Source organism: Paraburkholderia sp. CHISQ3, from assembly GCF_030464945.1.
GTDB classification, from domain to species: domain Bacteria; phylum Pseudomonadota; class Gammaproteobacteria; order Burkholderiales; family Burkholderiaceae; genus Paraburkholderia; species Paraburkholderia megapolitana.
Genome location: NZ_JALPRG010000016.1, coordinates 129778 through 152381, shown reverse-complemented (window position 1 = coordinate 152381; position 22604 = coordinate 129778). Strand labels below are relative to the sequence as shown.

The 22604-nt window shown below is 62.9% G+C and carries 21 protein-coding genes; 14 read left to right on the top strand and 7 right to left on the bottom strand.

What is annotated here, in order from left to right; translation table 11 throughout:
* Positions 1-66 precede the first annotated feature (66 nt).
* Positions 67-843: an enoyl-CoA hydratase gene (locus M0D65_RS30660; RefSeq protein WP_266255846.1), complete on the bottom strand. Its 777-nt coding sequence runs from the start codon at positions 841-843 to the stop codon at positions 67-69.
* A gap of 138 nt (positions 844-981) precedes the next feature.
* On the opposite strand from M0D65_RS30660, the gene paaN reads away from it, so the two are divergent.
* The 5 genes from paaN (at position 982) to paaK (ending at position 6647) form a co-directional block, all read left to right on the top strand.
* Positions 982-2673: a phenylacetic acid degradation protein PaaN gene (gene paaN / locus M0D65_RS30655; RefSeq protein WP_266255845.1), complete on the top strand. Its 1692-nt coding sequence runs from the start codon at positions 982-984 to the stop codon at positions 2671-2673.
* Positions 2674-2788: 115 nt separating this feature from the next.
* The gene (gene pcaF, locus M0D65_RS30650) at positions 2789-3991 is read left to right on the top strand and encodes a 3-oxoadipyl-CoA thiolase (protein WP_266255844.1); all 1203 of its coding nucleotides are present in this window, start codon (positions 2789-2791) and stop codon (positions 3989-3991) included.
* Positions 3992-4020: 29 nt separating this feature from the next.
* Positions 4021-4812: a 2-(1,2-epoxy-1,2-dihydrophenyl)acetyl-CoA isomerase PaaG gene (gene paaG / locus M0D65_RS30645; RefSeq protein ID WP_266255843.1), complete on the top strand. Its 792-nt coding sequence runs from the start codon at positions 4021-4023 to the stop codon at positions 4810-4812.
* A 1-nt stretch (position 4813) separates the two neighbouring features.
* Positions 4814-5281, top strand: coding sequence for a hydroxyphenylacetyl-CoA thioesterase PaaI (gene paaI, locus M0D65_RS30640; protein ID WP_266255842.1), 468 nt, complete (start codon positions 4814-4816; stop codon positions 5279-5281).
* 61 nt (positions 5282-5342) lie between these two features.
* Complete coding sequence (gene paaK, locus M0D65_RS30635; protein ID WP_266255841.1) at positions 5343-6647, top strand: phenylacetate--CoA ligase PaaK; 1305 nt, start codon at positions 5343-5345, stop codon at positions 6645-6647.
* 66 nt (positions 6648-6713) lie between these two features.
* On the opposite strand, the gene M0D65_RS30630 is transcribed toward paaK, so the two are convergent.
* On the bottom strand, positions 6714-7943 hold the full coding sequence (locus M0D65_RS30630; RefSeq protein WP_266255840.1) for a murein transglycosylase A: 1230 nt from the start codon (positions 7941-7943) through the stop codon (positions 6714-6716).
* 100 nt (positions 7944-8043) lie between these two features.
* Entirely contained in the window at positions 8044-8418 is a 375-nt protein-coding gene (gene apaG, locus M0D65_RS30625) for a Co2+/Mg2+ efflux protein ApaG (RefSeq protein ID WP_091019892.1), read from the bottom strand.
* Positions 8419-8648: 230 nt separating this feature from the next.
* Here apaG and rpe point away from each other — a divergent pair, with 230 nt between their 5' ends.
* From rpe to M0D65_RS30585, 8 genes are all read left to right on the top strand, one after another.
* Entirely contained in the window at positions 8649-9332 is a 684-nt protein-coding gene (gene rpe, locus M0D65_RS30620) for a ribulose-phosphate 3-epimerase (protein ID WP_091019890.1), read from the top strand.
* A complete protein-coding gene (locus M0D65_RS30615) occupies positions 9332-10060 on the top strand; it encodes a phosphoglycolate phosphatase (RefSeq protein WP_266255839.1) in 729 nt (242 codons plus the stop codon). The genes rpe and M0D65_RS30615 overlap by 1 nt, the downstream gene beginning before the upstream one ends.
* A 399-nt stretch (positions 10061-10459) precedes the next feature.
* Complete coding sequence (trpE, locus tag M0D65_RS30610) at positions 10460-11953, top strand: anthranilate synthase component I (RefSeq protein WP_266255838.1); 1494 nt, start codon at positions 10460-10462, stop codon at positions 11951-11953.
* A gap of 13 nt (positions 11954-11966) precedes the next feature.
* Complete coding sequence (locus M0D65_RS30605; protein ID WP_266255837.1) at positions 11967-12560, top strand: aminodeoxychorismate/anthranilate synthase component II; 594 nt, start codon at positions 11967-11969, stop codon at positions 12558-12560.
* 17 nt (positions 12561-12577) lie between these two features.
* Positions 12578-13609 (top strand): anthranilate phosphoribosyltransferase, encoded by a 1032-nt coding sequence (gene trpD / locus M0D65_RS30600; RefSeq protein ID WP_266255836.1) that lies wholly within the window; start codon positions 12578-12580, stop codon positions 13607-13609.
* 18 nt (positions 13610-13627) lie between these two features.
* The gene (gene trpC, locus M0D65_RS30595; protein ID WP_266255835.1) at positions 13628-14413 is read left to right on the top strand and encodes an indole-3-glycerol phosphate synthase TrpC; all 786 of its coding nucleotides are present in this window, start codon (positions 13628-13630) and stop codon (positions 14411-14413) included.
* A gap of 38 nt (positions 14414-14451) precedes the next feature.
* Positions 14452-15078: a CYTH domain-containing protein gene (locus tag M0D65_RS30590; RefSeq protein ID WP_266255834.1), complete on the top strand. Its 627-nt coding sequence runs from the start codon at positions 14452-14454 to the stop codon at positions 15076-15078.
* A 62-nt stretch (positions 15079-15140) separates the two neighbouring features.
* A complete protein-coding gene (locus M0D65_RS30585; RefSeq protein WP_266255833.1) occupies positions 15141-15965 on the top strand; it encodes a uracil-DNA glycosylase in 825 nt (274 codons plus the stop codon).
* A gap of 158 nt (positions 15966-16123) precedes the next feature.
* Here the strand turns inward: M0D65_RS30585 and M0D65_RS30580 are convergent, their stop codons facing one another.
* The 4 genes from M0D65_RS30580 to M0D65_RS30565 form a co-directional block, all read right to left on the bottom strand.
* Entirely contained in the window at positions 16124-16723 is a 600-nt protein-coding gene (locus M0D65_RS30580) for an FMN-dependent NADH-azoreductase (protein ID WP_091019874.1), read from the bottom strand.
* A 238-nt stretch (positions 16724-16961) separates the two neighbouring features.
* On the bottom strand, positions 16962-18752 hold the full coding sequence (locus M0D65_RS30575) for a M61 family metallopeptidase (RefSeq protein ID WP_266255832.1): 1791 nt from the start codon (positions 18750-18752) through the stop codon (positions 16962-16964).
* A gap of 158 nt (positions 18753-18910) precedes the next feature.
* A complete protein-coding gene (locus M0D65_RS30570) occupies positions 18911-19636 on the bottom strand; it encodes a DsbC family protein (RefSeq protein ID WP_091019870.1) in 726 nt (241 codons plus the stop codon).
* A gap of 153 nt (positions 19637-19789) precedes the next feature.
* Positions 19790-20962, bottom strand: coding sequence for a UbiH/UbiF family hydroxylase (locus tag M0D65_RS30565; protein WP_266255831.1), 1173 nt, complete (start codon positions 20960-20962; stop codon positions 19790-19792).
* A gap of 299 nt (positions 20963-21261) precedes the next feature.
* On the opposite strand from M0D65_RS30565, the gene ychF reads away from it, so the two are divergent.
* Positions 21262-22356, top strand: a complete 1095-nt coding sequence (ychF, locus tag M0D65_RS30560) for a redox-regulated ATPase YchF (RefSeq protein WP_091019866.1) — start codon at positions 21262-21264, stop codon at positions 22354-22356.
* The last annotated feature ends 248 nt before the right edge of the window (positions 22357-22604 follow it).

Genomic DNA, 22604 nt, shown 5'->3' with positions numbered 1-22604 from the left:
GAGCGCGAAAGACCGAGATTCTAGCGACACCATCCAACCCGCGCAAGCGTTATTTCAACAGCGCGTCTATCGATGCTTGAAGACCGCTTTGCGCTTCTCGACGAACGCCGCCATTCCTTCTTTCTGATCTTCGGTTGCGAACAGGGAATGGAACAGACGTCGCTCGAAAGTTACCCCTTCCGCCAGCGTCGTTTCGTAGGCGCGGTTCACTGATTCCTTCACCATCATCACTGCCGGCAGCGAAAATTCGGCAATCGTCGCAGCGGCCGTAATCGCATCGTCGATCAGCGACGCCGCCGGTACCACGCGAGATACCAATCCTGCCCGCTCGGCCTCTGCCGCATCCATGAAGCGCGCAGTCAGGCACATGTCCATGGCCTTAGCCTTCGAAACGGCGCGCGGCAGCCGTTGCGTCCCTCCCGCTCCAGGCATGACGCCGAGCTTGATCTCAGGTTGCCCGAACTTCGCGGTATCGGCGGCGAAAATGATGTCGCACATCATCGCCAGTTCGCAGCCACCACCAAGCGCAAAACCCGCCACCGCGGCAATGATCGGCTTGCGGATCGTCCGCACGGTTTCCCAGTTGCGGGTGATGTACTCGCCCTTGTACACGTCCATGTAGGTGTACGTGGCCATCATGCCGATATCGGCACCTGCCGCGAACGCCTTCTCGCTGCCGGTCACGACGATCGCGCCGATGCCGTCGTCAGCATCGAATGCCTTGAGCGCCGCACCCAGTTCATCCATCAGTGCGTCGTTCAACGCATTCAGTGCTTTCGGCCGGTTCAGCGTGATCAGACCGACCCGCCCACGGGTCTCGACCAGAATGTTTTCGTATGCCATTTGCGCTCCTTGGTTTGTTGTAGAAGGCGCGCGAAAACATTTCGCGCAGCCGGACCAATAATGCTAACATTCACCAACCAACCGGTCGGTTAATTATTCGGTAAGGTTTCCCCCACTACTGCTCGGCATTCCTTCTCCATGACACATTCCTTATTCACAAAGCACGAAGACACGCTCCAGAAGGCGCTTACCGCTATCGAGACACGCGGTTACTGGAGCCCGTTTGCCGAAATGCCCAGTCCAAAAGTGTACGGGGAAACGGCAAGCGCTGACGGTGAGGCTGCGTTCAAAGCCCACCTCCATACGACCTTCGAACTCGACCAACCCAGTACCGGAGACACCGTTGGCGCCGAAACGTCGCCGTTCGGCTTCCCGCTCGGCATCCGCTATCCGAAGGCCGACCCCGACGCTCTCATCACCGCCGCTACAAAAGCCCAACGCGACTGGCGCGCCGCCGGCCCGCAGGCATGGATCGGCGTAAGCCTCGAAATTCTCGCGCGCGTGAACCGGGCCAGCTTCGAGATCGGTTATAGCGTCATGCACACTACCGGCCAGGCTTTCATGATGGCCTTCCAGGCCGGCGGCCCGCATGCCCAGGATCGCGCGCTCGAAGCCGTCGTCTATGCGTGGGACCAGTTGCGCCGGATCCCCGCCGACGCGCACTGGGAAAAGCCACAAGGCAAGAATCCGCCGCTCGCGATGCAGAAGCGTTACACGATCGTGCCGCGCGGCACCGGTCTCGTACTCGGTTGCTGCACCTTCCCCACCTGGAACGGCTACCCCGGTCTGTTCGCGGATCTCGCCACCGGCAACACCGCTATCGTCAAGCCGCACCCTGGCGCCATCCTGCCGCTCGCGATTACGGTGCGAATTGCCCGCGACGTGCTGCGTGAAGCCGGTTTCGATCCGAACGTCGTCACGCTTCTTGCAACCGATCCGAACGACGGCCCGCTCGTCCAGGACCTTGCCCAACGCCCGGAAATCAAGCTGATCGATTTCACCGGAAGCACGCAAAACGGCACCTGGCTCGAACGTCACGCGCATCAGGCACAGGTCTTCACCGAGAAAGCCGGCGTCAACCAGATCGTCATCGACTCGGTCGACGACATCAAGGCCGTCGCCCGCAACATCGCGTTCTCGCTTGCGCTGTACTCCGGCCAGATGTGCACCGCTCCACAAAATATCTACGTACCCCGCGACGGTATCCGTACCGCCGAAGGCACGCTGGGTTTCGACGCAGTCGCCGAAGCGCTGGCGGGTGCCGTCCAGAAACTCGTTGGCGATCCTGCGCGCGCAGTGGAACTGCTGGGCGCGATCCAGAACGAAGGCGTCGTGCAACGCATCGATGAAGCACGCCACCTTGGCCACGTACTGGTCGACAGCCAGGCAATCGACCATCCTGCTTTTGCCGGTGCACGCGTGCGCACGCCGCTCGTGCTGAAACTGGACGCCGCTACCGACGCCCACCAGTTCACGCGCGAATGGTTCGGCCCGATCTCGTTCGTCATCGCGACCGATTCCACGGCGCAATCGCTGGAACTGGCCGGCTCGATCGCTGCAGAGCATGGCGCACTGACGCTGTCGGTCTACAGCACCGACGATGCCGTCGTCGAAGCGGCGCACGAAGCCTCGATCCAGGGCGGCGTCGCACTGTCGATCAATCTGACGGGTGGCGTATTCGTCAACCAGTCGGCCGCGTTCTCCGACTTTCACGGCACCGGCGCCAACCCGGCAGCTAACGCGGCGCTCGCCGACGCCGCGTTTGTCGCGAGCCGCTTCCGTGTCGTGCAGAGTCGTGTGCATGTTGAACCGAGATCGGTGCCCGCGTAAGTCGGCCGGACGGCCTATGCCGTCTGGTCGAATCGAATTCGCACCGACCTCCGAACAAAATGAGCCCAAGCCCAGGTGACCGGTCCATACCGGTCGCACCCCGCAGGAACCCGACATGACCGATGCCTTCATCTGCGACGCGATTCGCACTCCCTTTGGCCGCTACGGCGGCGCCCTGAAGGACGTTCGCGCCGACGATCTCGGCGCAGTGCCGATCAAGGCGTTGATCGAACGCAACCCTGGCGTCGACTGGCGCGCACTCGACGACGTGATCTATGGCTGCGCGAATCAAGCCGGCGAGGACAACCGCAACATTGCGCGTATGGCGGCACTGCTCGCTGGCCTGCCGGTCGATGCACCCGGCGCGACGATCAACCGGCTGTGCGGTTCCGGCATGGACGCAGTCGGCACCGCGGCACGCGCGATCAAGTCAGGCGAAGCCCGTTTGATGATCGCGGGCGGCGTAGAAAGCATGACACGAGCGCCGTTCGTCATGGGCAAAGCGGCGAGCGCATTTTCGCGTCAGGCCGACATTCACGATACGACGATCGGCTGGCGCTTTATCAATGCGTTGATGAAGCGCGATTACGGCGTGGACTCGATGCCGGAAACGGCGGAAAACGTCGCGGTCGAATTCAGCATCGCGCGCGCCGATCAGGATGCGTTCGCGTTGCGAAGCCAGCAGAAAGCGGCACGTGCGCAACACGATGGCACGCTGGCGGAAGAAATCGTCGCGGTCGAAATCGCCCAGAAAAAGGGCGATGCATTGCGCGTGACACTTGACGAGCACCCGCGCGAGACCTCGCTTGAAGCACTCGGTAAACTCAAAGGTGTCGTGCGCGCCGACGGCACGGTGACCGCGGGCAACGCATCGGGCGTGAACGACGGCGCGTGCGCGTTGCTGCTTGCGAATCAGGCAGCCGCGGATCAATACGGTTTGCGGCGCCGCGCGCGCGTGATCGGCATGGCGACCGCGGGTGTCGAGCCGCGCATCATGGGAATCGGGCCGGCACCTGCTACACAGAAGTTGCTGAAGCAACTCGGCATGTCGCTCGCGCAATTCGACGTGATCGAACTGAACGAAGCGTTCGCCTCGCAAGGGCTTGCTGTCTTGCGCACGCTCGGGCTGCGCGACGACGATCCGCGTGTCAACCCGAACGGCGGCGCCATCGCGCTCGGACATCCGCTCGGCGCATCGGGCGCACGGCTCATTACAACGGCGTTGTATCAACTGGAGCGCAGCGGCGGTCGCTTCGCGTTGTGCACAATGTGCATCGGCGTCGGTCAGGGCATTGCGCTCGCCATCGAGCGCATCTAGCGCCGCCCATGCTCAGGAGGAGACACCCCATGTCAGATGAAACGATCAAAGTCGAAATCGACGCGGCGAGCCACGTCGCGACCATCACGCTCAACCGTCCGGACAAGCTCAACAGCTTTACGCGCACGATGCACGGCGAACTCTCCGCGGCGCTCGGTCAGATCGAAGCCGCCGGCGTCCGCGCATTGGTACTCACCGGTGCGGGCCGTGGTTTCTGTGCCGGCCAGGATCTCGCGGATCTGGACTTCACGCCCGGTGCGATGACCGATCTCGGCGAGTTAATCGACACGCACTTCAACCCGCTGATCCGCCGGCTTCAGGCGCTACCGCTACCGGTGATCGCCGCCGTCAACGGCACCGCGGCCGGCGCGGGCGCCAATCTCGCGCTTGCCTGCGATCTCGTCGTCGCGGCCCGTTCGGCGAGTTTCATCCAGGCGTTCGTGAAGATCGGCCTAGTGCCCGACTCGGGCGGCACGTGGTTCCTGCCGCAACGCATCGGGATGGCGCGCGCGCTGGGGCTAGCTCTCACCGGCGAAAAGCTCGGCGCGGAAAAAGCCGAAAGCTGGGGGTTGGTGTGGCGCGTCGTCGACGACGCCGAACTTTCCGCAACCGCAACCCAGTTGGCGACACAGCTTGCACAGCAACCCACGCGTGCGATAGCGGCAATCAAGCACGCGATGCGCGCAGGCCAGATGCACACGCTCAGCCAGCAACTCGACCTCGAGCGCGATCTGCAACGCGAACTCGGTAACTCGCACGATTACGCCGAAGGTGTGCAGGCGTTCATCGAAAAGCGCGCGCCGCGCTTCGAAGGACGCTGACATGTCGACGCAACCTCAAACGGAACCATCTGCCATGACGCCCGACGAACTGGCCCGCGCCACGGCGCAAAGCATGTACGCCGCCGACCGCTGCAGCAAAGCACTCGGATTCGAGCTACTCGAGGTGCGCCCCGGCTACGCGCGCATGCGGATGACGGTGCGCGACGACTTCCTGAACGGCCACGAAATCTGTCACGGTGGTCTGATCTTCACGCTCGCCGATTCGACCTTCGCTTTCGCGTGCAACTCGTACAACGTGAACACCGTGGCATCCGGATGCTCGATCGAGTTTCTGCGCCCGGTGCCCGGCGGCGACGTGCTGACCGCCGAAGCCGTCGAGCAGACGCTGAGCGGACGCACCGGCATCTACGATATTCGTGTGACCAATCAAACCGGCGAGGCCGTCGCGATGTTCCGCGGCAAATCGGCACAGATCCGCGGCAACGTGATTCCACCGGTGACCGGCTAGCCCGCACCAGCGTCAATTGCCCGCACGCGCATCTATTCTGAAGAAGACAAGGAGACCTTCGATGACCACCTCGCTCCCGCTCGACCCGATCGAAACAGCGAGCCGCGACGAACTCGCCGCATTGCAGCTCGAACGACTGAAATGGTCGCTCACGCACGCGTACGAAAATTCGCCTGTGTACCGCCGTAAGTTCGATGACGCCGGCGTTCATCCGGCTCAGCTACGCACGCTCTCCGACCTGTCTCACTTCCCATTCACGACGAAGCAGGACCTGCGCGACAACTACCCGTTCGGTATGTTCGCGGTGCCTCAGCAGCAGGTTTCACGAATCCACGCTTCGTCGGGTACGACCGGCAAACCGACCGTGGTCGGCTACACGAGCCGCGATATCGACACATGGGCGAACCTCGTCGCGCGATCGATCCGCGCGGCCGGCGCACGCGCCGGCGACAAGGTGCACATCAGCTACGGCTATGGCCTCTTCACCGGCGGGCTCGGCGCGCACTACGGCGCCGAACGCGCGGGTCTCACTGTCATTCCGTTCGGTGGCGGTCAAACCGAAAAGCAGGTCCAGCTGATCCAGGACTTCCGGCCGGACATCATCATGGTGACGCCGAGCTACATGCTCTCGATCGCCGACGAACTCGAGCGGCAAGGTATCGACCCCGCGGCGTGTTCACTGCGCATCGGCATCTTCGGTGCGGAACCGTGGACTAACGACATGCGCCGCGCGATCGAGCAACGCATGGGTATCGATGCGGTCGACATCTACGGCCTGTCGGAAGTGATCGGCCCGGGCGTCGCGTCGGAGTGTGTGGAGACCAAAGACGGTCCGACTATCTGGGAAGACCACTTCTATCCCGAAGTGATCGACCCCGTCACCGGCGAAGTATTGCCCGACGGCGAACTGGGCGAGCTCGTATTCACGTCGCTAACCAAAGAAGCGCTACCTATCGTCCGTTACCGCACCCGCGATCTCACGCGCCTGTTGCCCGGCACGGCGCGCACCATGCGACGGATGGAAAAGATCACTGGTCGCTCGGACGACATGATGATCGTGCGCGGCGTGAACGTCTTTCCGACGCAGATCGAAGAGTTGCTGCTCAAGCAGCACGCACTCGCGCCGCATTACCAGATCGTGCTGACAAAGGAAGGCCCGCTCGACGTGCTGACGCTGAACGTCGAGCCCTGTCCCGAATCGGCGCCCGACACGTCTGCGCTCCATGCAGCGAAACAGGCGCTGACCTACGACATCAAGTCGTTGATCGGCGTGAGCGCGGTGGTCAACGTGCTGGCGGTGAATGGTATCGAGCGGTCGGTGGGTAAGGCGCGGCGGGTGATAGACAAGCGCCAGGCGGGCGCCTGAACGAAAGAAGGACAGCAGGAAAACGCAGCTCCGCGGTATCGGACCACGAAGCTGCATATCTGCGTATTACGACCTCGGCAGCAACAACCACATCCGGCCAGCCTGCTTCATCTTGCCGGCCAGATCGCCGGCATCGTCGCCGAGCCCCCAGAAGTAGTCAGCACGTACGCCGCCCTTGATCGCGCTGCCGGTGTCCTGCGCGAACACGAGGCGGTTCATCGGCTGGTTGGTAAGCGGGCGTGTGGTCTGCAGAAAGACCGGCGTGCCGAGCGGGATCGAAGATGGATCGACGGCGATCGAACGCTCAGGTGTGAGCGGCACGCCAAGCGCGCCGATCGGACCATCCGCGCCGCCGCCCGGTGCCGGTTCCGAGTTCGGCATCTCGCGAAAGAACACGAAGCGCGGATTCGTATCGAGCAACGCATCGACTCGCCCCGGATTCGCGCGCGCCCACGCCTTGATGCCCTGCATCGTCGCCTGGGCAGGCGTGACTTCGCCGCGATCGAGCAACCAGCGGCCGATCGACCGGTACGGCTGATTGTTCGTTCCGCCGAAGCCCACACGCATCACGCTACCGTCTTCCATCACGACGCGACCCGATCCCTGCACCTGCAGGAAGAACGCCTCGATCGGATCGTCGACCCACACGAGTTCATTGCCGTTCAGCACACCCGAGCGTTCGAGTTGCGAGCGAGTCGGCAATTCAGTACCCGTACGATAGCCAGCAGGCCAGCGGTATAGCGCAGTCTGATAAATACCGTGACGTGTACGCGAACCACGCAACAACGGTTCGTAGTAACCGGTCACGAGACCGTCGAGCGTGCCATCGTTATTAGCGAGCTGAAATGGCGCGAAATAGGCTTCAAAAAACGTCCGCGCGCCGGACACATCGAGATCGTCGATCTGCGCCGCCGCTGCGCAGGCACGCTGCCAGTTTTCCATGCGGGCAAGCCGCACGCAGTTCTGCCGTAGCGCCGCGGTCGCACCGATCAGCGAATCGTCGGCCCAACCTGGCACCTGCTGCCACGTAACCGGAGTAAGACGCGCCGGAGCAATCTGCCCCGGAATGATCGCGGCACCGGTGGGCGGCGATACTGGATGTCGAACCGGCGCACTACCGCACGCAGCAAGCAGGACTGCCATCGAAACAGCCCCGGCCCACGCTACGGCACGCCGGACAAAACGCATACAATGTTCGCTCTTGATGGAAACCGCCATGTCTGAACTACTCGACGAATACCCGATGCTCATATTCGCGCTGGAATCGCTTCTGGCGCTCTCGCTACTCATTTTCATCGTGGTCTGGACCGCGTCCGGGAAGAAGAAGACGTCGCGCAACAAGCCGCGTCAGTAGGTGCTGCAAGCCTGTTAGCAGACCACGAACGCGCCACGGCGTTCAATGCAGCGTTCGCGGCATGCGCAGAATGAACTCGGGCACGGGCGCATCGAAGCGCTCGCCATCTTCGGCCACGCAGAAGTACTCGCCGCGCATCGTCCCCACGGGCGTCGAGATCACCGCCCAGCTCGTATATTCGAATTGCTCGCCCGGTTTGAGCAGCGGCTGATGGCCAACCACTCCGAGCCCCTTCACTTCCTGCACACGCTCCTCGCTGTCCGTGATCACCCAGTGGCGGGCGATCAGTTGCGCGGGCACCTGCCCGCTGTTGCGGATAGTCAGCGTATAGGCAAACGCATACTGGCGATGCTCCGGGTCCGACTCTTCGGGCAGATACTGCACCTGCGACGACACGTTGAATTCGTACTGGCTCATCCTGATTCCGCCCGCTTCCGGTCTGATTTCCGGTTTGATAATGGTGTGTGGTTAAAGTCCTCGCGAAGCCCGTACGCCAATGCTTTGCGACGCGTCGGCGGGAACCTCGTTCATGGGTTGGCATTCTGCTTGATGCAGCGCATGCCCGCAACCAGACTGTCCCGCCCCGCGTAAGGCCGGGTTGCCCGCGAACCGGTAAAATAGCGGTTTTCCGTCGGTCTCCCCTCGCCATGACGCAATTCCGCATCGCTCCCAGCATCCTGTCCGCCGATTTCTCGCGCCTCGGCGAGGAAGTTCGCAACGTCGTCGCCGCCGGCGCCGACTGGATCCATTTCGACGTCATGGACAACCATTACGTACCGAACCTGACGATCGGACCGTTCGTCTGCGAAGCGCTGCGTCCGCACGTTCAGGTGCCGATCGATGTGCATCTGATGGTGCGGCCGGTCGACCGCATCGTGCCGGACTTCGCGAAAGCCGGCGCGAACAGGATCAGCTTTCACCCTGAAGGCTCCGATCATATCGACCGCACGCTGTCGCTGATCCACGACCACGGCTGCAAGGCGGGGCTCGTGTTCAACCCGGCCACGTCGCTCAATTACCTCGATCACGTGATGGACAAGGTGGATCTCGTGCTGATCATGTCGGTGAATCCGGGGTTCGGCGGGCAGTCGTTCATTCCCGAAGCGCTCAACAAGCTGCGCGAAGCACGCGCGCGCATCGATGCGTATAAAGAGAAAACCGGCCGCGAGATTCTTCTCGAAGTGGACGGCGGCGTAAAAATCGACAACATCGCGGAGATCGCGGCAGCGGGTGCGGACACGTTCGTCGCCGGCTCGGCGATATTTGGCAAGCCGGACTACAAAGCCGTTATCGACCACATGCGCAGCGAGCTCGCCAAGGTCGCGCGTTGATGACGATCGCCGAAGCCCATCCGTATGCCGCGCCGGTTTTCACCGGCCCGCGCCTGCAGGCCGCGATCGTCGACCTCGACGGCACGATGATCGATACCGCCGACGACTTCACCGCCGGCCTGAACGGCATGCTCGCGCAATTCGATGCAACGCCGATCTTGCGTAGCGAAGTCGTGGGCTATATCGGCAAAGGCTCGGAGCATCTGGTTCGCACGGTGCTCGTGTCGCGCCTCGGTGAGGATCGCGCGCAAACGCACTTCGACGATGCACTCGCGATTTATCAGAGCGAATACGCGAAGATCAACGGTCGCCATACGCGTCTTTATCCGGACGTCGAAGCCGGTCTGATCGCGATGCGCGCCGCGGGTCTCAAGCTCGCCTGCGTGACGAACAAGCCGCACCGCTTCGCCGTCGAACTGCTCACGCAGTACGGATTGCGCGACTACTTCGACCTCGTGCAGGGCGGCGACATCGTGCCGAAGAAAAAGCCCGATCCGCAGCCGGTCTTGCATGCGTGCGCCGCGCTCGGCGTCGCGCCGCAGGTCACGGTCGCCATCGGCGATTCGGAAAACGACGCGCTGGCGGGCCGCGCCGCGGGCACGGCGACCCTCACCGTCCCCTACGGCTACAATCATGGCCAGGCTATACAAACGATAAAATCGGATGGTATAGTTGCCTCGCTGCTCGATGCCGCCAAGGCTATCGCGGCACACAACCCACCGGCTTAATAAAGTCCTTCCTCATGTTTCTGAATAAAAAACGGAGTCTGAGCAGCATCGACCGGGGAGCATGGCCCTGGCGTCGCTGGTCGCGCTGATACCTCGCTGAGGTATGCTGAAGCTTCGCTTCGGCACCGTTTTTTACTTCGCTGCGCTTGCGCGCTTTCCCCTGGTTTTCCGCTGCTGGCTTCGCTGTACCGTTTCGATTGCCGCCATGTACACGATGTAACACGATGTACGGCAGCTAACCGGACGATGCGCGCGTAGCGGTCAACCTCCGGTCAAGCTCGCACAGGTCGTCCCAGCAAACCCCGGCCACACACCGTCGGCGGCACGACCAGGCAGCAGCGCAACACCCCGCATTGTCCGGCGCATCTAAGCCGCCGAACGCATGAACAGGATCGGAACATGACCGAACTCGAATTCCAGTCCCTCGCGAACGAGGGCTACAACCGCATCCCGATGATCGCCGAAGCGCTCGCCGATCTCGAAACACCCCTGTCGCTGTATCTGAAGCTCGCGCAACCCGAGCGCAACGGCGCGAATTCGTTTCTGCTCGAATCGGTGGTGGGCGGCGAACGGTTCGGCCGCTATTCGTTCATCGGCTTGCCGGCGCGCACGCTGCTGCGTACCCGTAACGGTGTGTCGGAAGTAGTGCGGGACGGCAAGGTCGTCGAAACACATGAAGGCGATCCGCTCGAATTCATCGAGCAGTTCCAGAAACGCTTCAAGGTTGCGCTACGCCCGGGTTTGCCGCGTTTCGCGGGCGGTCTCGCCGGTTACTTCGGCTACGACGCGGTCCGCTACATCGAGAAGAAGCTCGCCCACACCGCCCCGCCCGACGACCTCAATCTGCCCGACATCCAGTTGCTCCTGACCGAAGAAGTCGCGGTCATCGACAATCTCGCGGGCAAGCTCTACCTCGTCATCTACGCCGATCCGTCTACCCCCGAAGCCTATACCCGCGCGAAACAGCGCCTGCGCGAACTACGCCAGCGCCTGCGTACCACCGTCCAGCCGCCGGTCACGTCGGCGAGCGTGCGCACCGACATCTACCGCGAGTTCGCTAAAGACGACTACCTCGCCGCCGTGCGCAAGGCGAAGGAATACATCGCTGCCGGCGAGCTGATGCAGGTTCAGGTCGGTCAGCGGCTTACCAAGCCGTATCGCGACAACCCGCTGTCGCTGTATCGCGCGCTGCGTTCGCTGAATCCATCGCCGTACATGTACTACTACAACTTCGGCGACTTCCATGTGGTCGGTGCATCGCCGGAAATTCTCGTGCGCCAGGAAAAGCGCAGCGAGGATCGCATCGTGACGATCCGTCCGCTCGCCGGTACGCGGCCGCGCGGCAACACGCCGGAACGCGACGCCGAACTCGCTACCGAACTGCTGAACGACCCGAAAGAAATCGCCGAACACGTGATGCTGATCGACCTCGCGCGCAACGACGTCGGTCGCATCGCGGAGATCGGCTCGGTCGCGGTGACCGACAAGATGGTGATCGAAAAGTATTCGCACGTGCAGCACATCGTCAGCTCGGTGGAAGGCAAGCTGAAGCCCGGCATGACGAACTTCGACGTGCTGCGCGCCACCTTCCCGGCCGGCACGCTGTCGGGTGCGCCGAAGGTCCGCGCGATGGAACTGATCGACGAGCTCGAACCGGTTAAGCGCGGCCTGTACGGCGGTGCGGTCGGCTACCTGTCGTTCACCGGCGAAATGGATCTGGCCATCACGATCCGCACTGGTGTGATTCACAACGGCAATCTGTATGTGCAGGCCGCGGCGGGTGTCGTCGCGGATTCGGTGCCCGAGTCCGAATGGCAGGAGACCGAGAACAAGGCGCGTGCGGTGCTGCGCGCAGCCGAGCAGGTGCAGGACGGCCTCGATAGCGACTTCTGACCGGAGACAGACCATGCTGCTGATGATCGACAACTACGATTCGTTCACCTATAACCTGGTCCAGTACTTCGGCGAACTCGGCGAAGACGTACGGACCTATCGCAACGACGAAATCACGCTCGACGACATCGCGAAGCTCGCGCCGTCGCGCATCTGCCTGTCGCCGGGGCCGAGCAATCCGCAACATGCGGGCATCACGCTCGACGTGCTGCGCGAGTTCGCCGGCAAACTGCCGATTCTCGGCGTGTGCCTCGGCCACCAGGCCATCGGCGAAGCGTTCGGCGGTCGCGTCGTGCGTGCGCAAACCATCATGCACGGCAAGGTGAGCCAGATCGAAACCGACGGCCGTGGCGTATTCGCCGACCTGCCGAAACACTTCATCGTCACCCGCTATCACTCGCTCGCGATCGAGCGCGAATCGCTGCCCGACTGCCTCGAAGTGACGGCCTGGACCGAAGACGGCGAGATCATGGGCGTACGTCATAAGGAACTAGCCGTCGAAGGCGTGCAGTTCCATCCGGAGTCGATCCTGTCCGAACACGGTCACGCGCTGCTCGAGAATTTCGTCAAGCAGTCGAAGCTGGCCAGCCAGCAGCACCACGCATGACGATCGGGAGCGACACCATGACGATTACTCCGCAGGAAGCATTGCAGCGCACGATCGAACATCGCGAGATCTTCCACGACGAAATGCTGCATCTGATGCGCCTCATCATGCGCGGCGATATGTCGCCGGTGATGTCGGCGGCGATCATCACCGGACTGCGCGTCAAAAAAGAGACCATCGGCGAAATCACCGCGGCCGCCACGGTGATGCGTGAATTTGCCCGGCACGTCGAGGTGCAGGACAACTCGAACTTCGTCGATATCGTCGGTACCGGCGGCGACGGTGCGCATACGTTCAATATTTCGACGGCGACGATGTTCGTCTCGGCCGCCGCGGGCGCGAAGGTCGCGAAGCACGGCAACCGCGGCGTGTCGAGCAAGTCGGGCAGCGCGGACGTACTCGAAGCGCTCGGTGTGAACATCGATCTGCAGCCGGACCAGGTGGCGGCATCGATCGCCGAAACGGGCATGGGCTTCATGTTCGCGCCGAACCATCATCCAGCGATGAAGAACATCGCGCCGGTGCGCCGTGAACTCGGCGTGCGCACCATCTTCAACATTCTCGGCCCGCTGACCAATCCGGCCGGCGCACCGAACCAGTTGATGGGCGTGTTCCACCCGGACCTCGTCGGCATTCAGGTCCGCGTGATGCAACGGCTCGGCGCGAAGCACGTGCTCGTCGTGTACGGTATGGACGGCATGGACGAGGTATCGCTTGGCGCAGCGACTCAGGTCGGCGAACTGCGCGATGGCGAAGTGCGCGAGTACGAGATTCATCCGGAGGACTTCGGCATGCAGATGGTGTCGAACCGCTCGTTGAAAGTGACCGACGCGCAGGAATCGAAAGTGAAGCTGCTCGAAGCGCTCGACAATAAGCCGGGCGTCGCGCGCGAGATCGTGGTCCTCAACTCGGGCACCGCGCTCTATGCGGCGAATGTCATCGAATCGATCGAGGCCGGCATCGAGCTGGCGCGCGAGGCTATTGCAAGCGGCCGTGCGCGCGCCAAGGTCGACGACCTGATTCGCTTCACCCAGCAATTCAAGCAGTAACTTCTGTACGGAACTCTCATGAGCGATATTCTTAACCGCATCATCGACGTCAAGCGCCAGGAAATTCGCGCCGCCCAACAGAGCGCGCCGCTTGAAGAACTGAGGCTCGAAGCGTCGGCGCGCGACCACCGCGACTTCGTCGGCGCGCTGCGCGCGAAGCACGCGGCCGGCGTGCCGGCGGTGATTTCCGAAGTGAAGAAGGCCAGTCCGTCAAAAGGCGTGATTCGCGAGCACTTCGTGCCGGCCGATATTGCGCGCTCGTACGCGAAGCACGGTGCAGCCTGCCTGTCGGTGCTGACCGACGTGCAGTTCTTCCAGGGCAGCACCGCCTACCTCGAAGAAGCACGCGCCGCCTGCGATCTGCCGGTGCTGCGCAAGGACTTCATCATCGATCCGTACCAGATCGTCGAAGCCCGCGCGATGGGCGCCGACGCGATCCTGCTGATCGCCGCCGCGCTCGACACGCCGCAGATGCAGGACCTCGAAGCGCTCGCCCATTCGCTGGGGCTCGCGGTGCTCGTCGAAGTACACGACCGCGACGAGCTGACCGAGGCACTGACGTTGAAGACACCGCTGATCGGCATCAACAATCGCAATCTGCGTACGTTCGAAACCACACTCGAAACGACGATCGGTATGCTCGATTCCGTTCCGGACGATCGCATCGTCGTCACCGAATCGGGCATCCTGGCGCGTGCCGATGTCGAACGACTGCGTGCGATGGACGTGCATACGTTCCTCGTTGGCGAAGCGTTCATGCGCGCCGACGAACCGGGCGTGGAACTCGCCCGTATGTTTTTCTGATCGCGGCATAGAACGAACACGGCGAGCGATAACGCACCATGGGAATAGAACGCGAAATCAAACTGGCGTTGCCTGCCGACCAGACAGACGCGGCGACGCAGTGGTTTGTCGCACGCACGGGGCAAGCCGGACACGCGGTGCCGCTCGCGAATCGCTACTTCGACACGCCTGCGCTCGCGCTTGCACGCGCGAAAAGTGCGCTGCGCCTGCGCCATACGCCGGAAGGCTGGCTTCAGACGTTCAAGACAGCGGGCACATCGCAGGCGGGATTGCACAGTCGGCACGAATGGGAAATGCCGGTAGCCGGCCCGGCGCTCGAGATCGACGCGCTACTGCGCGCCTGCGACGACGAACCTTCCGCGGCGGCACTGCGCGAGGCCGCACCGGAACTCGTCGAGCTGTTTCGCACCGACTTCACGCGCACGATCTGGCATATCGACCATGCAGATGCGGCAGTCGAAGCCGCGATCGATCAGGGCGAGGTCGTGGCCCAGGTGAACGGCGAAACGCGCCGGGCGCCACTGTGCGAGATCGAACTCGAATTGAAGCGCGGCGATGAAAGCGCGTTGCATACCCTTGCCGCTGAACTTCGCGCCCATATCCCCGGCCTTACTCCCGACGACATCAGTAAGGCGCAACGCGGATACCGGTTGCAGGAACGCTAGGCAGCAATCTCCGCTCGCCTTCGCCTTGAGCTGCCGCAGGTTTGCTGCGACACTTGCGCCTCATGACCTCTTCTTCTCGTTCACGTTCCCGCACTCCGCAAGCGTCGCAGCCATCGCTCTTTGCCGACGAACCTGCCGCTGCTGCTCCCGTAGCCATTCCTGCCGGTGTTCAACCGCTCGAAGCACAGTTCGACGCGCTCCCACCCGCGTGGCGCGCGCTGCTCGATCCGTTTATCGGCAGTGAGGCTTATACGGCGCTGTGCCGTTTCGTCGATGGAGAACGCGCTGCCGGCAAGACCGTCTATCCAGCGGATGTGTTTCGCGCGTTGCGTCTGACGAGTCCCGACGAGGTCAAGGTGGTGATCCTCGGACAGGACCCGTATCACGGCGAAGATCGCGACACGCCGCAGGCACACGGGCTCGCGTTTTCGGTGCCGCCCGGTGTGCGACCGCCGCCGTCGCTCAAGAACATCTTCAAGGAAATCGCCGCCAGCCTCGGACATGAGGCACCCGCTCACGGTTGTCTCGATGCCTGGGCACAGCAAGGCGTGCTGCTGCTGAACACGGTGCTGACCGTCGAGCGCAACAACGCCGCGAGCCACGCAAAACGCGGTTGGGAAAAATGCACCGACACGCTGATTCATGAGCTTGCGCAGCGTCATGACGGCCTTGTGTTCATGCTGTGGGGTGCGCATGCGCAGGCGAAACACGCGCTGCTCGGCGGTCGCTCGCACAAGGTGCTCGAAGCGCCGCATCCGTCGCCGCTGTCGGCGCATCGCGGCTTTCTGGGCTGCGGGCATTTCGCGCTCGCCAACGCTTATCTCGTCGAAGCAGGACGCAAGCCGATCGACTGGCGATTGCCCGAGATCGCGCGAACGCTCGCTTAGGGTTCGTTCTCGCGCCCTCGCCTCTACCAGGCGCTGAAGCTAACAACCAGCCCCAAACAAAAACGCCACGAAAAATTTTCGTGGCGTTTTGCCGTGCATTGCATCTGCACATCGCGGCGCACACCGAGCCGCGCAACATCTACAGCGAATACGGCGAATCAGGCAGCCGTCGCGATCACTTCACGTGCACCGGCCAGGGCGGCAGCAGCAGCGTCCGGGCCCATGTTCAGACCTTCCGCATAGATGAAGTTCACGTCGGTCATGCCGAGGAAACCGAGGAACGTCTTCAGGTACGGCGTGTGGGTATCGCCCGGCGTGCCGACGTACTTGCCGCCACGTGCCGCGACGATGAATACCTTCTTGCCCTTCACCAGACCTTCCGGACCCGATGCGCCGTAGCGGAACGTGATGCCGGCGCGAGCGATGAAGTCGAAGTAGGTCTTCAGTTGCGACGAGATGCCGAAGTTGTACATCGGCGCGGCGATCACGACGATGTCGGCGGCCTGCAGTTCGGCGATCAGCGCTTCGCTGCGTGCCGAGATGGCTTGCTGCTCGGCGTTACGTTGTTCGGCCGGCGTGAAGAATGCGCCGAGGATCTCGTCGTCGAGGTGGGGCAGCGGTTCAGCGTGCAGATGGCGGACGACGACTTGCGCGCCCGGGTTCGACTGTTGCAGCTTCGCCGTCAGTTCGTCGGCGAGCAGGGTCGACTGCGCGCCTTGCGAGCGGGCCGCCGAATTGATTTGAAGGATCGTGGTCATGGTTGACTCCAGTTGGGGCGCGCAGCTTTGCGCGAGTGGAGCCATTGTGTTTTTTTGCGGGGCCGCGAAAAAGTAGCGCGGCAGCGACGGATTGTTGCATCAGTAGAACAATCGACTGTCTGAGCGGACATACGACCGTCGCATTGTATCGACCCCGACAGGCAATCGAAAGCTGCGGAGCGCCCGCGAGCGAGTGGGCACTCCGTCGCAGCGCGTTCCACGGCGGGGCTTTGCGCTTTCAGGCCTTCAGCCAGCGTTCACGAGCACGGGTCTCGACGGCACGGGAATCGGCGGCGGAGAGCACGTAGCGCGCGACCTCGGGCGCATCCAGTTTCAGCTGAACAACCCGCAGTTCGTCGCGCCGGAACGCATGGATCTCCACTTTCACGCCCGGCAGGTAGCGCGCGAGCAATGCATCGAGGTTGGCACCGGTGACACGCAGCCCGTCGATCGCGACCAGCACGTCGCCCGCCGACAGCCCCGCTTTCTGCGCGGCGCTGCCGTCGTGAACGGCGGCCAGCGTGCAATCCGCGCCGCCACGCACGCGTGCACCGAGCGAAGGCTTCGCGCTTGCATCGGTTTCGGGCTTCAGTGTCACGCCGAACGGCGCGAGCAGCGCCGCCAGCGGCAGGTCGACCGTGCCGCGCACGCCGTCGGTGAACAGTTCCGCGAGGTTTGCGCCGGTCGCTTCGGCAAACAGCGCTTCGACATCCGCTTCCTCGACGCCGACCGGCTTGCCGCGGTAGAAATCGCGGCCGTAGCGTTGCCACAGCAGGCGCATCACGTCATCGAGCGATTTGCGGTTGCGGGTTTGCGCGCGAATCGTCAGATCGAATGCCAGCGCGATGAGCGAACCCTTCGTGTAATAGCTGACGATCGCGTTCGGTGCGTTTTCGTCCTGCCGGTAGTACTTGACCCACGCATCGAACGAGCTTTCGGTGACCGTCTGCTTCAGGCGGCCGCTGCCGCGCTGCACGCCGCCGACCACCTTGCCGACGAGGCCAAAGTAATCGTCCTGCGTGATGACGCCGCTGCGCACGAGAATCAGATCGTCGTAATAGGACGTGAAGCCTTCGAACAGCCACAGCAGCGACGTGTAGTTCTCGCGCGTCAGATCGTACGGCGCGAACGCAGCGGGCTTGATCCGCTTCACGTTCCACGTATGGAAGTACTCGTGGCTGCACAGGCCGAGGTAGGTCCGGTAGCCTTCAGTCATCGGCTCGCGGCCGGTCACCGGCAAATCGCCGCGATTGCAGATCAGCGCCGTCGACGCGCGATGCTCGAGCCCACCGTAACCATCGCTGACCGCCTGGGTCATGAACACATAACGATCGACCGGTGCCTTCTTCGACTTCGGTTCGAAGAGCGCAATCTGAGCTTCGCAGATGCGCTTAAGGTCGGCGGCGAGCCGCTCCATGTCGAGCCCGACGACGCGCCCGGCAATCACGATGTCGTGCGGTACGCCGTGCGCCTTGAAGGTCTTGAGCGCGAACTCGCCAAGCGTGACCGGATGATCGATCAACTCATCGTAGTTCTGCGCGCGATATTCGCCGAAACCATGGCGCTTCGTGCCACGCGCTTCGGGCAGTGCAGTCGCGACGCGCCATTGCCGGTACTGCGCGCCGGCCGGCTTCTGGATCTCGACGACGCAAGGTGCGTCTTCATGACCCGGCACCGCGAGAAACACGCTCGTACCGTTGAAGAAACCGGTCGTGTCGTCCAGATGCGCCGCACGCACCGACAGATCCCACGCGTAGACCTCATAGCGCAGCGTCAGCGCACCTTTGACCGGCGCGGCCTGCCACGTGTGCTTGTCGGTCTTCGTGACGCGAACCTTGCGGCCTGCATCGTTGAACGCGTGCAGCGTGACGATGTTGCGCGCGAACTCGCGCACCATGTAGCTGCCCGGAATCCACACGGGCAGCATGAAACGCTGTCCGGCCTGATCGGGGTCGGCAACGGTGACGGTGACTTCGAACAGGTGTGCAGCGGGCTGGCTGGGGACGATGGTGTAGCGGATCGGCTTCATCTGCGGGGCGGGTGTAAGCGCTGGGATAGGGAGGACAGGGGGCGGTGCATAACGGGCGGGTTCGGGCGGCGCCCGTGTTCCGTGTCAGCGCGAGTAACGGTACGACGGAAGGAGGCGCCGCCGTTGGCAACGCGCCGCCGCCCGCCGTACCGGCATGTTTAGCGCACTGCCGAGATCTGTTTGTTGAGCTCGTCGGCGGGAACTGCACCGGGCAGGCGCCGGCCGTCTGCGAGGAACACCGTCGGCGTGCCGGTGACGTTCATCTCATGACCGAGCTTGAGATTCTTGTCGATCGCGGCGGTATCGCAGGTACCGGCGGCTGTCGGCGCGGTGCGGTTCTGCATCCACGATTCCCATGCCTTCGCGCGGTCGGTCGAACACCAGATCGACTTCGACTTCACCTCGGAATCAGGCGACAGCACCGGGTACAAGAACGTGTAGACAGTGACGTTATCCACCGATTTCAGCGTGTTTTCGAGCTGCTTGCAGTACGGGCAGTTCGGATCGGAGAACACCGCGATCTGACGGCTACCGTTGCCCTTCACGACCTTCACCGCATTCGCGAACGGCAGGCTCGCGAAGTTGATGCGGTTGGTTTCCGACAGGCGCGCTTCGGTGAGATTCTTGTGATTCTTCGCATCGATCAGATCGCCAAGGATCAGGTAGTCGCCGGTAGCGTCGCTATAGATGATCTGCGAGCCGAGATTCACCTCGTACAGCCCGGCGATCGGCGACTTCTCGATACTCTTGATTGTCGCGTCGGCGAGGCGCGTTTGCAGCGCTGCCTTCAGCTTGTCGGTGGTCTGATCGGCCTGCGCGGTGCAACCGAGCGTCGCAGCGGCGACGGCAAGGACAAGCGCAACGATTCGGATAGGCTTTTTCATGCTGGATTCCCTGATTCGTTCACGCGCGCCGGATGCGCGCGCCTGCTTCGACTGTGGTCTGGCGTACTGCGTAGTCATTCGAGTGTGCCCGAATGCGCTGCGGCTTGCATCCGCGGCATCCGCGACGACCGCACACTTCTTCTTCCCTCTTGCTCAACCGAGCGCCGCCGATACCAGCCAGCGCTTGACGAGCGGTTGCGCACCGATCATCGCCATGCCTGCGTTGCGCACTACGCGGGCAAGCGGACCGGGCACGGCGAAAAGCTTTTGCAGACCATCGGTGGCGAGCATCAGCGCGCGGATGTCCTCGCGACGCGAGCGCTCGTAGCGGCGCAACAGCACCGTGTCGCCGAGATCGCGGAACGCTTCCTTCTGCGCAACGACTTCCGCCAGCGACATGACGTCGCGCAGCCCGAGGTTCATCCCCTGGCCCGCAAGCGGGTGGATCAGATGCGCGGCGTCGCCGACGAGAGCGACGCGCGGCGCGATTAAACGGTCGACAGTTTGCAGCGCGAGCGGAAAGCCCTTCGCCGGTGTCACGCATTCGAGCGCGCCCAACGTGCCTTGCGTCACGCGTTCGACTTCCGCTGCGAGCTTCGCCGGGTCGTGTTCGAGCAGCGCATCGGCATGTTCGGTGCGCGCCGACCAGACCAGCGACACGTGACCGTCCGGCAGCGGCAGCAACGCGACAATCTCACCGCCGCTGAACCATTGATACGCCGTTTCGCCGTGCGGGCGCTCCGCCTTGAAATTGGCGACGACACCGGTCTGCTGATAGTCGCGCCGCAGAACCTTCGAACCGATCTGCGCGCGTACCCACGAATGAGCACCGTCGGCGCCAACCACCAGATCGGCTTCGATCGTGCGACCGTTTGCGAGCGCGATGGTCGCGCCGGACGCTTTCACATCGAGTGCCTGGGCGCGGGCGTCGAGCCATGTCAGATTCGGCTGGAAGCGCAGCGCGGCATCAAGCGCCTGCTCGATCAGCGACGATTCGGCGATCCATGCGAGCTGCGGCACCGATGCCTGGAACGCGGAGAAATGCAGTTCGGCGTGCGCATCGCCGAATACGCGCATGTCGTAGACCGGCGACAGACGGGATGGATCGAGCGCCTGCCAGACCCGCAGACGCTCGAGCAGCGCCTGCGAACTCGCGGATAACGCGTAGACGCGTGCATCGAAAGCGGCATCGGCGGGCGGCGGCACGCACGGCTGCGCGAGCAGTGCGACGCGCAGACCGCCCTGCGTCAATGCCAGCGCCGCGGTTTTGCCGACAAGCCCGCCGCCGATCACGGCGACGTCAAAGGTCTGGTGGTGAGCGTTCATGCGGGCATTATAGCTGCGGGGGCCACGCCGTCCGGGCCCGTCCAGCAGTGCTGTAATCGGTGCGCCACGGGCATGCGCACCGCCCACCACCGGTCTGCCCCGCTCGAACCGGCACCCCCGACAGGGTTACAATTACGCTTTTCCGGTGATTACGACCACCGGCAAGACGTACCGCTTGCACCGTGCCGTCTGCCGCCCTTCTCCATCGGGCCGTAGCCGGCGCGTCCGTCGAGCCGCAGGCAGCAAGCCCCGCCGCGCGCGACGAAGCCCCGTCACCACCCGTTTATTAGAGAAATTCCATGAGCCTCAAATGCGGCATCGTCGGCCTGCCTAACGTCGGCAAGTCCACCCTGTTCAACGCACTGACCAAGGCCGGCATCGCCGCCGAAAACTACCCGTTCTGCACGATCGAGCCGAACGTCGGCATCGTCGAAGTGCCGGATGCGCGCCTCACGGCACTCGCCGACATCGTCAAGCCGGAGCGCATCGTGCCGGCGATCGTCGAGTTCGTCGACATCGCGGGGCTCGTGGCAGGTGCCAGCAAAGGTGAAGGGCTCGGCAACCAGTTCCTCGCGAACATCCGCGAAACCGACGCGATCACGCACGTCGTGCGCTGCTTTGACGATGAGAACGTGATTCACGTTGCGGGCAAGATCGATCCGCTGTCGGATATCGAAGTCATCAACACCGAACTCGCGCTCGCCGACCTCGCAACGGTCGAAAAATCGCTGACACGCTATTCGAAGGCGGCGAAATCGGGCAACGACAAGGAAGCGGGAAAGCTCGCCGCAGTGCTCGAGAAGGTGCGCGCACAACTTGATCAGGCGAAACCGGTGCGGGCACTGGATCTGTCGGACGACGAAAACGCGCTGCTCAAACCGTTCTGTCTAATCACCGCCAAGCCGACGATGTACGTCGCGAATGTGAAAGAAGACGGCTTTGAAAACAACCCTCACCTCGACGCGGTGCGCAAACACGCCGAAGCCGAAAACGCGCCGGTTGTCGCGGTGTGCGCCGCGATCGAAGCTGAGATCGGTGAACTCGGCGACGAGGACAAGGAAGTCTTCCTGGCCGACATGGGCATGGACGAGCCGGGCCTGAACCGCGTGATCCGCGCGGGTTTCAAGCTGCTCGGCCTGCAGACCTACTTCACCGCGGGCGTGAAGGAAGTGCGCGCCTGGACGATCCATATCGGCGACACGGCACCGCAGGCCGCCGGCGTGATTCATACGGACTTCGAACGCGGCTTCATTCGTGCACAGACTATCGGCTTTGCGGATTTCGTCGCGTACAAGGGCGAACACGGCGCGAAGGAAGCCGGCAAGATGCGCGCGGAAGGTAAGGAATATGTCGTGCACGACGGGGATGTGATGAACTTTCTGTTCAACGTTTGAGCGTGACTGGCTGAATCTGAGCCCTTGGCTTTGCTGCCAAGGGCTTTTTTGTTTTCGGGTGTCCGTTTGTGCTCTGCCGTGTTGAAATGGGTGTAAATGGGTATAAGAATGGGTGACTGCACCACGAATGCACCTTACCTGTGCAATGCAGCAAAGCAACAACGTGGCATCGTCCGACCGCTCGAAAGGACTCCCACACTTTATTTTCTGTCATCGACCACAACTACAATCGCGTACTCGCAACTTGC